Below are 12,889 nucleotides of genomic sequence, written 5' to 3' on the forward strand. Positions count from 1 at the left end.
CCCGCCATGGCCCCTTATCCTTTGCACATGAACGCCCCGCAATTCCCGATTTCCCCGCTGCTGCCGCAGATCCAGCAGCACCTGGCCGCGCACCCGCGGCTGGTGCTGGAAGCCCCGCCCGGCGCCGGCAAGACCACCCAGGTGCCGTTGGCGCTGCTCGATGCGCCCTGGCTGCAGGGCCGCAGGATCATCCTGCTGGAACCGCGCCGGGTGGCCGCGCGCAGTGCCGCGATGTTCATGGCGCGCCAGCTCGGCGAGGAGCTCGGCGGCACCGTCGGCTACCGCATCCGCTTCGAGAACAAGGTATCGGCACGCACGCGCATCGAAGTGGTCACCGAAGGCATCCTGACCCGGATGCTGCAGGACGACCCGATGCTGGAAACGGTGGGCGCGATCCTGTTCGATGAATTCCACGAACGCCACCTCAGTGGCGATCTGGGCCTGGCGCTGGCCCTGGACGTGCAATCGCAGCTGCGCGACGACCTGCGTTTGCTGGTGATGTCGGCGACGCTGGACGGTGAGCGCCTGGCCCGCTTCCTCGATGCACCACGGTTGAGCAGCGAGGGCCGCAGCTATCCGGTGGCGATCAGCCACTTCCCGGCGCGGCGTGACGAGGCGCTGGAACTGCAGGTGCGGCGCGCAGTACAGCAGGCGCTGGCCGAGCACCCGGGTGACCTGCTGGTGTTCCTGCCCGGCCAGCGTGAGATCGCACGCGTGCAGGCCGGCCTGCAGGACAGTCTTGATGGCGCTGCGGTGGACGTGCTGGCCCTGCACGGTGAACTGCCGGTGGAACAGCAGGCGCGCGTGTTGCAGGCCTCCAACGATGGCCGCCGCCGCGTGGTGTTGGCCACCAACGTGGCCGAGTCCTCGGTGACCCTGCCCGGCGTGCGTGTAGTCATCGACAGCGGCCAGGCGCGCGAGCCACGCTACGACCCCAACAGTGGCTTCACCCGCCTGGATGTGGTCGCCATCGCGCAGGCCTCGGCCGACCAGCGTGCCGGCCGTGCCGGGCGTGTGGCCGAGGGCGTGGCGTGGCGGCTGTGGCCGCAGTCGCAACGGCTGGAGCCGCAGCGTCGCGCCGAGATCGACCAGGTTGAACTGGCCGGCCTTGCGCTGGAGCTGGCCGCCTGGGGCAGCAGTGACCTGCGCTTCCTCGACCCGCCACCGAGCGGGCCGATGGCCGCCGCACGCGAACTGCTGCAGCGCCTGGGTGCGTTGTCCAGCAGTGGCGCGATCACCGCACTCGGCCGTCGCGTGCTGGCGCTGGGCACCCATCCGCGGATGGCCGCGATGCTGCTGGCCGCACCCGATGCGCGCGCACAGGCCTTGGCCGCCGATCTTGCTGCCTTGCTGGAAGCCCGCGACCCGTTGCGCCAGGGCGGTGATGCATTGGCCGCGCGCTGGCGTGCACTGGCGGCCTTCCGCAATGGCCGTGCGCCCGCCGATGCCAATCGCAGTGGCCTGGCCGCCATCGACGCTGCTGCCAAGCAATGGCGCCGTCGCCTGCGCTGTGAGGCCGCGCCACCGGCCAGCATCGAAGCGCACGAACTGGGCGACCTGCTGGCGCACGCCTTCCCCGACCGCATTGCCTTCCAGCATCCGAACGACCCGCTGCGTTACCTGCTGGCCAACGGCCGCAGCGCCCGCCTGCATGAACTGAGCGACCTGCGTGGCGAACCGTGGCTGGTGGCCAGCGAACTGCGCTTCGAAGCACGCGACGCACTGCTGCTGCGCGCCGCACCGGTGGATGAAAGCTATCTGCGCAGGTGCTGGCCCGACCGCTTCGTGACCGAAGACGCGGTGCGCTGGGATGACGCACGCCGCGCCCTGGTCGCGCTGCGCGAAACACGCTTCGACCGCATCGTGATGGACAGTCGTTCGGCGGGCCGGGTTGATCCGCAACTGGCGGCGCAGGCACTCACCGATGCCGTTGCCGAGCTCGGCCTGCAGGCGCTGCCGTGGACCGAGGGCCTGCGCCAGTGGCAGGCACGCGTGGAATCGCTGCGGCGCTGGATGCCGGAGCTGGGCCTGCCCGACTGCAGCGACGTCGCATTGCTGGCCAACCGTGCGCAGTGGCTGCAGCCGACATTCGCTGGCAGGACACGTTTGGATGCGCTGGACGAGGCCAGTTTCGGCGAAGCGCTGAAGTCGCCACTGGAGTGGTCGCAGCGGCAGCTGGTCGAACGTCACGCGCCCACCCGGATCACCGTACCGTCGGGGCTGGAGCGGCCGATCACCTACGCGCTGGACGGCGAAAGCGGCGAGCCGCTGCCGCCCGTGCTGGCGGTGAAGCTGCAGGAGTTGTTCGGGCTGGCCGACACGCCGCGCATCGCCGATGGCCGGGTGCCGCTGACCTTGCACCTGCTGTCACCGGGCGGCCGGCCGTTGCAGGTGACCCAGGATCTGCGCAATTTCTGGGAGAACACCTACGCCGAGGTGAAGAAGGAAATGAAGGGCCGTTACCCGCGCCACCCCTGGCCGGACGATCCGTGGACGGCCACGGCGACCCACCGGGCCAAGCCGCGCGGGACGTGACGCGCGCCGACACCCCGCCCGTTCCTGAATGGCTGCGGTAGAGTCACACCACGCGCCCGCCTGACTGACATACCGTTTACGGGCAACAGGCGACACTGGACTTCGACCCGAGGCAAGGACACCCCCGCATGAGCAAGCTGACCGTAATCACCGACCGCGCCCTGGAGCGCGCCCTCGACCTGGCCCATACCGCAGGCGATGGCCTGAAGAGCGCTGGCGGCAGCCTGCGTCACCTCGGCCCGCAGGCCAGCGACTGGATCAAGACCGGCGCCGCGCTTGGCGCGGTGAAGACCGGCGGCAAAGTCGCCACCAGGTTCGCCCGCCGCAATCCGGCGGTGACCATCGCGGCAGCTGCGGTGGGCGTGGGCCTGCTGGGCTATGCGCTGTACCGCAAACAGCAGAAGAAGAAGGCCGCCAATGGCCATGTGGTCAACGGCCAGGCCCAGCGCATCAATGCGCGCGATCGCCGCAACGACACCGTGGTCGATGAGCACAGCGATATCGGCAGCGACGCCTGATTGGCCGGGGTCGGATCCCTTCCGCAGGAAGGGCTCTGACCCCATGACGCTGCACCAGGGTCGGACGCCGCAAGGCCTCCGGCCTTTTTTCTTTCAGCTTTTCTTTCAGCCGATCTGCCGCCACTGGCCCGGCTGCAGGTCATCCAGCCGGTACGGCCCCATCGCAGCGCGCACCAGGCGCAGCGTCGGCAGGTTCACCGCAGCAGTCATCCGCCGCACCTGGCGGTTGCGACCTTCGCGGATCGTGATCGCCAGCCAGCTGTCGGGCACCGTCTTGCGGAAGCGCACCGGTGGATCGCGGGGCCACAGCTCAGGCGCGGGATCGAGGCGCTCGATCTTCGCCGGCAGCGTCGGACCATCATTGAGCACCACGCCATCGCGCAGCTGCTGCAGCTGCTCGTCACTGGGCGTGCCTTCCACCTGCACCCAGTAGAGCTTGTCCGCCTTGTGCTTCGGGTCGGTCAGCTTGTGCGCCAGCGTGCCGTTGTCGGTCAGCAGCAGCAGGCCTTCGCTGTCGTGGTCGAGGCGGCCAGCAGCGTAGACCCGCGGCGGCAAGCCGAAGCCGGCCAATGTCGGCCGCGGCGGCATGCTGCGGTCGGTGAACTGGCAGAGCACGTTGAACGGCTTGTTGAAGGCAATCAGCATTACGGGTACGGCAGGCGGCGGGCAAGGCATTGTCCCACGCCGCGCGTCGTGCAACCGACCTGTAGAGCCGAGCCGATGCTCGGCTGCTGTTGCGTTCCGTCGCGCTGTGCGCGATGAGCCGAGCATGGGCTCGGCTCTACAGCGGGGAATCCGTGCTGGCAGTACGACGTGCCGGCTTACGGCTTCACGAAACGCAGGGTCATGCGGTCGCTTTCACCGATGGCCTGGTACTTGGCGTCATCCGCCTTGTCATGCTGGTTGGTCGGCGGCAGGGTCCAGACGCCATTCGGATGGTCCTTGGTATCGCGCGGGTTGGCATTGACCTCGGTACGCGCATCCAGCTTGAAACCGGCGGCCTCGGCCATCGCGATCACCTGCTGCTGGCCCACATAACCGGTGTCGTCAGCGTCGGCCACGTCGGCCTTGGCGCGGTGCTCGACCACGCCGAGCACGCCGCCCGGCTTGAGCACGTTGAAGAAGCCCTGGAACATGCCCTGCGCCTGGCCGGCCTTGCGCCAGTTGTGCACGTTGCGGAACGTCAGCACCACATCGGCCGAGTTGGCCGCGCCGAACACCGGCTTGGCCGGGTCGTAGGCGACCACGGTGGTCTTGTCGAACTGTGCCGGTGCGGCGGCGTACTTCTTTTCCAGGCTGTCGCGGCTACGCTGCTGGTAGTCGCGGCCGCGGCCTTCCGCCACGGCCTGCGGATCGACCACCGCAGCGATGTAATGGCCCTTGTCGCGCAGCAGCGGCGCCAGGATTTCCGAGTACCAGCCATTGCCGGGCGTGATCTCGATGACGGTCTTTTCCGGCGCCACGCCGAAGAAGCCCAGCGTCTGCGCAGGATGACGGAAACCGTCGCGCTTGACGTTGGCCGCGTCGCGGGTCGACGCCTTGACCGCCGCATCGATCGCCGGCGACACCTGGATCTTTGCCGGTGCGACCGTGGCCGGTGCAGCGAATGCGGGAACGGCGACCAGCAGCGCCGAGGCAAGCAGCACGCGGCAACCACGCAGGGATGAGGCAGCAATCATCGGGGCGACTCCAGCGGAAGATGCGGCGAGACTAGCAGCCGCGGCGCCGCAGGTGTTCACAAAACGTTAGCCGCGTGCACGTCGCGGAACACAGTTTTGTGGTCAGCGCCGCAGCGCGGTCACACATCGCGCTCTATCCTGAAGGACTTCCCCCAAGGAGTCCGTGCCCATGACGGCAATCCGCGAACTGGGCCGTTCCGGCCTGCATGTAGCTCCGCTCGCCTTCGGTGGCAACGTATTCGGCTGGAGCGCCGATGAGAAGGCCAGCTTTGCGCTGCTGGATGCCTTCGTCGATGCCGGCTTCAACCTGGTCGACACCGCCGATGTGTATTCAGCGTGGGTGCCGGGCAACCAGGGTGGCGAGTCGGAGACCCTGCTCGGCAAGTGGTTCGCGCGCAGCGGCAAGCGCGACAAGGTGGTGCTGGCGACCAAGGTGGCCAAATGGGCCGAGCGGCCCGGCCTGACCCCGGACAACATCAATGCAGCGGTGGAAGATTCGCTGCGTCGGCTGCAGACCGATGTCATCGATCTGTACCAGGCTCACGAGGACGATGAATCCACGCCGCTGGAAGCCACCCTGGCTGCGTTCGGTCGCCTGATCGAGGCAGGCAAGGTGCGCGCCATCGGTGCATCCAACTACAGCGCCACGCGCCTGGCCGAAGCGCTGAAGGTGTCCACCGACTACAAGCTGCCGCGTTACGAAACCCTGCAGCCGGAGTACAACCTGTACGACCGCGCCGGCTACGAGAAGGAGCTGGAGCCGCTGGTGCAGCGCGAGCAGATCGGCGTGATCAATTACTACGCACTGGCCAGTGGCTTCCTCAGTGGCAAGTACCGCACACCGGACGATGCCGGCAAGAGCAGCGCGCGTGGCGCCACCGTGGTCAAGCGCTATCTGAACCCGCGCGGCCTGCGCATCCTGCAGGCGCTGGATGATGTGGCCAGCAAGCACAACGCCACTGCCGCGCAGATCGCGCTGGCCTGGCAGATTGCACGGCCATCGATCACCGCACCGATTGTCAGCGCCACCAGCGTGGAACAGCTGCACGACCTGCTGGCGGCGGCGAACGTCGCGTTGAGCGTGCAGGACGTGGCGCAGCTGGATGCGGCCAGCGTGGAAGGGTGAGGATGGACGGTGCCGACCAACGTCGGCACCATTCAGTAGATCCACGCCACGCGTGGATGCAGCAGCTCAACGCGGCAGGCTGTCTTCGCCGACCAGCGCATGGTGCACGCCGATACCCGCACGCACCCCTTCGGCCATGGCCAGGGTGATGTTGCCGACCGTGGTCGCATCACCGGCCGCATGGACGTTCGGCACCGAGGTCTGCTTCATCATGTCCACCTCGATCAGCACGCCCAGCGGACTTTCCACCAACGCGCAGCCCAGTTGCTGCACCAGCGGCGTGGCCATCGCCTGCCCGGCAGGTACGAACAGTGCACGCTGGGCGATACAGCGGCCATCGGCCAGCTCGACCTCCAGCCAGGTGGTCTGTTCGCCGTGCACGCCGACCACCGGTGTGGTTTCGATCTGCACGCCGCGCTGCTGCATGGCGGCCAGCTCCTCGTCGCTGATCGGCAGGCCCTGGCTGAAGAAGGTCACGTTGCCCCAATCGGCGAACAGCGGCGCCTTGCCGGCCGACATCGGATGGCCGCCGAGCAGGCCAATCGAACCGCCACCCACTTCGTAACCGTGGCAGTACGGGCAGTGCAGCACGGTGCTGCCCCAGCGTTCGGCCATGCCGGGCAGTTCGGGCAGCTGGTCGGCGATGCCTGTGGCCAGCAGCAGCTTGCGCGCGGTCAGCACCTGACCGTCGGCGGTATGCACCTCCACACCCTCGGCGCTGGCCGAGGCCCGCACGGCTTCGGCATTCAGCCAACGCACGGCCGGGTAGTCCAGCAGTTGCTGGCGTGCGTTCTTCAGCAACTCGGCGCCACTGATCCCGTCCATGCCCAGTACGCCGTGCGAATGGCTGGCAAAGCGGTTGCGCGGCGAACCCGCGTCGATGATCGTGACCGGCCGACGCGCACGCGCCAGGATCAGTCCGGCGGCGATGCCGGCGTAGCTGCCGCCGACGATGAGGACATCAGGATTCATGGTGAGCTTCCAGGGAACGGTGATGGGCAAGATGGCGGGCGAAGTCGGCGCCAAGCTGGTCGAGGGTGGTTGCCTGCAGCCGCTGCTCGAGCAGGCGCTGCGCTTCGCGGGCGCTCTCCAGCAGGGCCTGGTTGACCAGCTGCTGGATCGGGCAGCCGCCCCTGCCTTCGCGGGTACCCACCTGGACCATCGGCGGCGCGCCGATGGCCTGGTAGACGTCGTGCAGGGTGATCGTCGCCGCATCGCGGGCGAGCTGGCTGCCACCACCGTGGCCGCGCGTGCTGCGGACCAGGCCGGCCTTGTGCATCTGCGCCAGCAGGCGGCGGATCACCACCGGATGGGTTGGCAGGCAGGTGGCCAGCTGTTCGGAGGTTCGCGGCCCGGGCTGGCCGACCAGATGGGCCATCACGTGCAGGGCATCGGAGAGCGGATTCGCGGATTTCATGTAACTACGATAGTTACATTTAAACCAGCTGTCGAGGGTCTGCTTTCGTTCCATATGGACACATTTGTCCTATTAAACACACCCTTCACATCACTAAACAGAACGGGAATGTGACACGCATCGCACTTCAGAGACCTAAAGGATGGTCGATACCGCATCGCACCCCTTCCGAGATCTCGTCCCATGAAAGCCTCTTCCCATGCGCCGCGGCTGCAGTCGAAGCTGCTCGGCGCCGTTTCTGTTGGTCTGGCCGTTGTCCTGGTATGCGCCCTGGCGGGCCTGGCGTCTGCCTGGTTGAAGCTGTCCACCGAAGTCCCTCCGGAGGTCGCCCACAGCCGCGACGCCGAGCGCCTGCAGCGTGAGTTCCGCGGGCAGGTGCAGGAATGGAAGAACGTGCTGCTGCGCGGTCACGATGACGCGTTGCGCCAGCACCACCTGCAGGCCTTCGACAGCGAAGGCCGCCTCGTTGCCGAACTGGCCAAAGGCCTGGCCGCCAGCCCCGATGCGCGCACGCGTGAACTGGCGCAGGCGTTTTCCGGCCTGCATGCTCAATTGCAGCTGGATTACCACGCGGCGCTGCAGGCCTTCGCTGACGCCGACTATGATCCTGCGGCCGGCGATTCGCTGGTGCGTGGCAAAGACCGTCCGGCGGCCAGCGCGCTGGATGCCCTGAGCACGCGTGCCACCGCGGTTGCCGAGACCGCAGTGACCGCGCGCTCGCAGCAGGCACGGCAGACGCTGCTGCTGTGCGCCGCACTGACCATTGGCGCGGCCGTGCTGCTGTTGATGGGCCTGGGCTGGTGGCTGCGGCGTGCCGTGGTGCAGCCGGTGCTGGCCGTGGAAGCGGCCGCACGTGCGGTCGCTGCCGGCGATCTCGACTACCGCGTGCAGGTGCGCAGCCGCGACGAGATCGGTCGCCTGGCGCAGGCGATGCAGGCCGTGCAGAGCACTCTGCGTGGCGTGCTCGACGCGCAGACTGCGATGGCCAAGGCTCACGACGCCGGCACGATCAGCCACCGCATGGACAGCAGCGCCTTCCCCGGCGCCTACGGCACGATGGTGGCCGATACCAACACCCTGGTCGATGCACACATCCAGGTGAAGATGCGCGCGATCGCGATCATGGGCCGCTATGCGGTGGGCGACCTCAGCCTGGACATGGAGCGCCTGCCGGGCGAAAAAGCCGTGATCACCCAGGCGCTGGATGCGGTCAAATCCAACCTCGGTGCGATCAATGGCGAGATCCGCCGCCTGGCCGAAGCCGCTGCCGCAGGCGACTTCAGCCAGCGCGGCGACAGCGCGCGCTTCGAGCATGATTTCCGCGCGATGGTCGATGGCCTGAACCGGTTGATGCAGACCACCGAACACAACCTCGGCGAGGTCTCGACGATGCTGCGTGCCATTGCCGATGGTCGCCTGGGCGCACGCATGCACGGCGATTTCCAGGGCGTGTTCGCCCGCATTGCCGGCGATGCCAACACTACGGCGGCACAGCTGGCCACGATCGTCACCGACATCAAGCACGCCTCGGGCAACATCCACACCGCCGCGGCCGAGATTGCCGCCGGCAACAACGACCTGTCGCGCCGCACCGAACAGCAGGCGGCGAACCTGGAAGAAACCGCTGCATCGATGGAAGAACTGACCTCCACCGTGCGCCAGAACGCCGAGCATGCGCGGCAGGCGAACCAGCTGGCGATCGGTGCGCACAGCGTGGCCTCGCAGGGCGGTGAAGTGGTCGGCCAGGTCGTGGCGACGATGGATGCGATCGAAGGCTCCTCGCGGCAGATCGCCGACATCATCAGTGTGATCGACGGCATCGCATTCCAGACCAACATCCTGGCGCTGAACGCGGCGGTGGAAGCGGCACGTGCCGGCGAGCAGGGCCGCGGCTTCGCAGTGGTCGCCAGTGAAGTGCGCACGCTGGCGCAGCGCTCGGCGGCAGCGGCCAAGGAAATCAAATCGCTGATCGAGGCATCGGTGGAACAGGTGGGCCACGGTGCGCAGCGTGTGCGCCAGGCCGGCGACACCATGGCCGAGATCGTCGCTTCGGTACAGCGCGTGACCGACATCATGGCTGAGATTTCGGCTGCCTCGCAGGAGCAGTCGGCCGGCATCGAGCAGGTCAGCCAGACCATCATCCAGATGGATGGCACCACCCAGCAGAATGCCGCGCTGGTGGAAGAAGCGAGTGCGGCGGCGCGCAGCCTGGAGCAGCAGGCGAACCGCTTGATCGACTCGGTGGATGTGTTTGATCTGTCGACAACGGCGGCGGCGAAGGGTGCCTTGGCGCGCGCGGCGTGATCCTTTGCAGGCAGCCGAGCATGGGCTTGGCTCTACACCGGGCCGTCGATCGTTCCGGGCTCTGTAGAGCCGAGCCTACGCTCGGCTCACATCAGCGCAGGTAATCCGATGCGGACATCGCTTCACCCAGGTAATCCAGGAACGAGCTGATCCGTGCCGATACGGCCGTGTTGCGGTAGTACACCGCGTGGATCGGCTGATACACGTCCAGCGTCTGTGCGGCCAGCACCGGCACCAGCGTGCCGGCCGCACGATCGCGTTCGGTCACGAAGTCGGACAGGCAGGTGATGCCCACGCCTTCCACCGCCAGCGTGCGCAGCGTCTCGCCGCTGGATACCGCGATATCCGGGCGCACCAGCAACTGCCCGTCGGCATCGCCCGGCAGCGGCCAGCGGTTCAGCGATTCCGGTTCGTTGAAGCTGAGCAGCGTGTGCTGGCCCAGCGCCGCCACGCTGGTCGGCTCGCCGTGCGCGGCCAGGTAGCCCGGGCTGGCCAGCACCTGCAGCCGGCAGCGTCCCAGCGGCCGTGCATGCAGCGTGGAATCAGCCAGCGGGCCGATGCGGATCGCCAGGTCGGTACGCCGTTCCAGCAGGTCGATGTAGCGCTCGGAACTGTTCAACTCCAGCTGCACGTCCGGATAGCGCGCGCGGTAGCCAGCCACCAGCGGCGCGATCACGTGCAGCACGAACGGCATCGCCGCATCCACCCGCAGCCTTCCGGCCGGACGCTCGCGGCGCGCAGCCATCTGTTCCTCGGCCGATTCCACTGCATCGATGATCGCGCGCGCATGACGCAGGTAGGCCTCGCCCTCGGCGGTCAGGTGCAGGCGGCGGGTGGTGCGGGTCAGCAGGGTGGTGCCCAGCTTGTCCTCCAGCCGGCCCAGCGCGCGGCTCACGCCTGAAGGCGTCTGCCCCAGCTGCTCGGCGGCGGCGCTGATCGAACCGCTGTCGATCACCGCCAGGAAGGCCTGCATTTCGTCGAGGGTGGTTTTCATGCCGCCATTATTGACCACGCGGCAAGAGTGATTGGCGTGAAGACCGGTTTTTCGGCAAAGGTCGGCCGCGCACACTGCGCCCCTTCCTTCGCTCTGGACACTGTCATGATCCGTGGCATTCCGCTCGCCCTGCTGGCGCTGACCCTCGGCGCCTTCGCCATCGGCACCACCGAGTTCGTCATCGTCGGCCTGATCCCGACCATCGCCGCCGACCTGCAGGTCAGCCTGCCGTCGGCCGGCCTGCTGGTGTCCCTGTACGCGCTCGGCGTGGCCGTCGGCGCACCGGTGCTGACCGCACTCACCGGCCGTGTGCCGCGCAAGACCCTGCTGGTCGCGCTGATGGTGCTGTTCACCCTCGGCAACGTCATCGCGTGGATGGCACCGGGCTACACCTCGCTGATCGTCGCCCGCATCCTCACCGGCCTGGCCCACGGGGTGTTCTTCTCCATCGGCTCGATCATCGCCACCGCCGTGGTGCCCAAGGAGAAGGCCGCCAGTGCCATCGCCATCATGTTCACCGGCCTGACCGTGGCGCTGGTGACCGGCGTACCGCTGGGTACCTTCATCGGCCAGCACCTGGGCTGGCGCGCCACGTTCCTGGCCGTAGCCGGGCTGGGCGTGATCGCGCTGCTGGGCGCTCTGCTGTTCGTGCCGCGCGGCCTGGCACAGAGCGCGCCGTCCACCTTCCGCCAGCAGCTGGGCGTGCTTGCGCAGCCGCGCCTGCTGATGGTCTACGCCATCACTGCACTCGGCTACGGCGGCACCTTCCTGTCCTTCACCTACCTGACGCCGATCCTGCAGGACGTCACCGGCTTCTCGGCCAACGCGGTCAGCCTGGTGCTGCTGGTGTATGGCGTGTCGGTGGCGATCGGCAACCTGTGGGGTGGCCGCATGGCCGACCGCATGGGCCCGGTGCCCGCGCTGAAGCGCATCTTCGCGCTGCTGGCCGTGGTGCTGCTGGTGATGACCTTCACCGCCCACAGCACCTGGTTGATGCTGCTGACCGTACTGGCATTGGGCGCGGTGGCATTCGGCAACGTGCCCGGCCTGCAGGTGTATGTGGTCAAGCAGGCACAGCGCTACGCACCGCAGGCCACCGATGTGGCCTCGGGCCTGAACATCGCCGCGTTCAACATCGGCATCGCGCTGGGTGCATCGCTGGGCGGCCTGGTGGTCGAACACATCGGCCTGATGCACACGCCGTGGCTGGGCGCGCTGGTGGTGGTCGGCGCGTATGGCCTGACCGTGCTGAGCGGTCGCCTGGACCGTCGCGACGGCATCGATGATCGCGCCGAAGGCATCACCATTGCGGCGCATTGATGAGCGCAATGCACCGTTGCCGGCATGCACACGGCCCCTGCCCTACCCTTTGCAATCACCTCCTTCCCCCGCTTTGGAGTTCCCCATGACTGTCCCCGCTTTCGGTCTCGGCACCTTCCGCCTGAAAGACCAGACCGTGATCGACTCGGTGCGCAACGCACTGGACGTCGGCTACCGCGCCATCGACACCGCGCAGATCTACGGCAACGAAGCCGAGGTCGGCCAGGCCATCGCCGAGTCCGGCGTGCCGCGTGACGAGATCTACCTGACCACCAAGGTGTGGATCACCGAGTTCAAGCGCGACGCACTGCTGGCGAGCCTGCGCACCAGCCTGGAAAAGCTGCGCACCGACCATGTCGACCTGGCGCTGATCCACTGGCCGTCGCCGAACGACAAGGTCGATACGCCGATGGAGGAGTACCTGACCGCGCTGGCTGAAGCCAAGGCGCAGGGGCTGACCCGCGAAATCGGCATCTCCAACTTCACCATCGCCCAGACCCGCAAGGCGATTGAGATCCTCGGTGCCGATGCGATCGCCACCAACCAGGTCGAGATCCACCCGTACCTGCAGAACCGCCTGCTGGTGAAGTTCCTGCAGGACAACGGCATCCGCGTCACCGCGTACATGAGCCTGGCCTATGGCGAGGTGATCAAGGACCCGGTGATCCAGGCCATCGCCGGCCGCCATCAGGCCAGCCCGGCGCAGATCGCACTGGCGTGGGCGCTGCAGCAGGACTACGCGGTCATTCCGTCGTCGACCAAGCGCGAGAACCTGGCCAGCAACCTGGAAGCGGCAGCGATCCGCCTGACCGAGGACGACATGGCGCAGATCGCCAAGCTGGACCGCGGCCATCGCCTGGCCAATCCGGAAGGCATTGCGCCGGCCTGGGATTGATCCCAGCGTCGCGCACGGGCAGGTTTTGGTAGATGCCGACCTTGGTCGGCGCTTGCCTCTGGTCGATCGATGAAACACCGTGCCGACCAAGGTCGGCACCT

11 protein-coding genes are annotated in these 12,889 nt (G+C 67.6%); 6 read left to right on the top strand and 5 right to left on the bottom strand.

The features are described from left to right. The first annotated feature begins 27 nt into the window (after window positions 1–27). Window positions 28–2,535: an ATP-dependent helicase HrpB gene (gene hrpB / locus QP457_RS20695; RefSeq protein WP_205404515.1), complete on the top strand. Its 2,508-nt coding sequence runs from the start codon at window positions 28–30 to the stop codon at window positions 2,533–2,535. Window positions 2,536–2,663: 128 nt separating this feature from the next. Beyond that, entirely contained in the window at window positions 2,664–3,053 is a 390-nt protein-coding gene (locus QP457_RS20700) for a hypothetical protein (RefSeq protein ID WP_093819471.1), read from the top strand. Between the two features lie 105 nt (window positions 3,054–3,158). On the opposite strand, the gene QP457_RS20705 is transcribed toward QP457_RS20700, so the two are convergent. Both QP457_RS20705 and QP457_RS20710 read right to left on the bottom strand, forming a co-directional pair. Beyond that, complete coding sequence (locus QP457_RS20705; RefSeq protein ID WP_180165013.1) at window positions 3,159–3,698, bottom strand: pseudouridine synthase; 540 nt, start codon at window positions 3,696–3,698, stop codon at window positions 3,159–3,161. A gap of 176 nt (window positions 3,699–3,874) precedes the next feature. Then, on the bottom strand, window positions 3,875–4,732 hold the full coding sequence (locus QP457_RS20710) for a class I SAM-dependent methyltransferase (protein WP_205404516.1): 858 nt from the start codon (window positions 4,730–4,732) through the stop codon (window positions 3,875–3,877). Between the two features lie 169 nt (window positions 4,733–4,901). On the opposite strand from QP457_RS20710, the gene QP457_RS20715 reads away from it, so the two are divergent. Then, window positions 4,902–5,858, top strand: coding sequence for an aldo/keto reductase (locus QP457_RS20715; protein ID WP_099819859.1), 957 nt, complete (start codon window positions 4,902–4,904; stop codon window positions 5,856–5,858). Between the two features lie 66 nt (window positions 5,859–5,924). Here the strand turns inward: QP457_RS20715 and QP457_RS20720 are convergent, their stop codons facing one another. Beyond that, window positions 5,925–6,830 carry an NAD(P)/FAD-dependent oxidoreductase gene (locus QP457_RS20720; protein ID WP_205404517.1) on the bottom strand — a complete coding sequence of 302 codons (906 nt, stop codon included), beginning with the start codon at window positions 6,828–6,830 and terminating at the stop codon, window positions 5,925–5,927. Continuing rightward, window positions 6,820–7,275 (bottom strand): Rrf2 family transcriptional regulator, encoded by a 456-nt coding sequence (locus QP457_RS20725; protein WP_100553970.1) that lies wholly within the window; start codon window positions 7,273–7,275, stop codon window positions 6,820–6,822. The genes QP457_RS20720 and QP457_RS20725 overlap by 11 nt, the downstream gene beginning before the upstream one ends. A 183-nt stretch (window positions 7,276–7,458) precedes the next feature. Here QP457_RS20725 and QP457_RS20730 point away from each other — a divergent pair, with 183 nt between their 5' ends. Beyond that, window positions 7,459–9,579, top strand: a complete 2,121-nt coding sequence (locus QP457_RS20730) for a methyl-accepting chemotaxis protein (protein WP_205404518.1) — start codon at window positions 7,459–7,461, stop codon at window positions 9,577–9,579. 91 nt (window positions 9,580–9,670) lie between these two features. Here QP457_RS20730 and QP457_RS20735 read toward each other — a convergent pair whose 3' ends face one another. Beyond that, window positions 9,671–10,573, bottom strand: coding sequence for a LysR family transcriptional regulator (locus tag QP457_RS20735; RefSeq protein ID WP_205404519.1), 903 nt, complete (start codon window positions 10,571–10,573; stop codon window positions 9,671–9,673). A 105-nt stretch (window positions 10,574–10,678) separates the two neighbouring features. Here QP457_RS20735 and QP457_RS20740 point away from each other — a divergent pair, with 105 nt between their 5' ends. After that, window positions 10,679–11,893 (top strand): MFS transporter, encoded by a 1,215-nt coding sequence (locus tag QP457_RS20740; RefSeq protein WP_205404520.1) that lies wholly within the window; start codon window positions 10,679–10,681, stop codon window positions 11,891–11,893. An 85-nt stretch (window positions 11,894–11,978) separates the two neighbouring features. Then, on the top strand, window positions 11,979–12,788 hold the full coding sequence (dkgB, locus tag QP457_RS20745) for a 2,5-didehydrogluconate reductase DkgB (RefSeq protein WP_099819865.1): 810 nt from the start codon (window positions 11,979–11,981) through the stop codon (window positions 12,786–12,788). Window positions 12,789–12,889 lie beyond the last annotated feature (101 nt).

The sequence above is a fragment of the Stenotrophomonas sp. As-7 genome (genome assembly GCF_030291015.1).
Lineage (GTDB): Bacteria > Pseudomonadota > Gammaproteobacteria > Xanthomonadales > Xanthomonadaceae > Stenotrophomonas > Stenotrophomonas lactitubi.

What these genes read in the sequence shown, in the direction of transcription:
- hrpB (WP_205404515.1), top strand. Translation starts at nt 28, where the DNA reads ATGAACGCCCCGCAATTCCCGATTTCCCCGCTGCTGCCGCAGATCCAG.
- QP457_RS20700 (WP_093819471.1), top strand. Translation starts at nt 2,664, where the DNA reads ATGAGCAAGCTGACCGTAATCACCGACCGCGCCCTGGAGCGCGCCCTC.
- QP457_RS20705 (WP_180165013.1), bottom strand. Translation starts at nt 3,698, where the DNA reads ATGCTGATTGCCTTCAACAAGCCGTTCAACGTGCTCTGCCAGTTCACC.
- QP457_RS20710 (WP_205404516.1), bottom strand. Translation starts at nt 4,732, where the DNA reads ATGATTGCTGCCTCATCCCTGCGTGGTTGCCGCGTGCTGCTTGCCTCG.
- QP457_RS20715 (WP_099819859.1), top strand. Translation starts at nt 4,902, where the DNA reads ATGACGGCAATCCGCGAACTGGGCCGTTCCGGCCTGCATGTAGCTCCG.
- QP457_RS20720 (WP_205404517.1), bottom strand. Translation starts at nt 6,830, where the DNA reads ATGAATCCTGATGTCCTCATCGTCGGCGGCAGCTACGCCGGCATCGCC.
- QP457_RS20725 (WP_100553970.1), bottom strand. Translation starts at nt 7,275, where the DNA reads ATGAAATCCGCGAATCCGCTCTCCGATGCCCTGCACGTGATGGCCCAT.
- QP457_RS20730 (WP_205404518.1), top strand. Translation starts at nt 7,459, where the DNA reads ATGAAAGCCTCTTCCCATGCGCCGCGGCTGCAGTCGAAGCTGCTCGGC.
- QP457_RS20735 (WP_205404519.1), bottom strand. Translation starts at nt 10,573, where the DNA reads ATGAAAACCACCCTCGACGAAATGCAGGCCTTCCTGGCGGTGATCGAC.
- QP457_RS20740 (WP_205404520.1), top strand. Translation starts at nt 10,679, where the DNA reads ATGATCCGTGGCATTCCGCTCGCCCTGCTGGCGCTGACCCTCGGCGCC.
- dkgB (WP_099819865.1), top strand. Translation starts at nt 11,979, where the DNA reads ATGACTGTCCCCGCTTTCGGTCTCGGCACCTTCCGCCTGAAAGACCAG.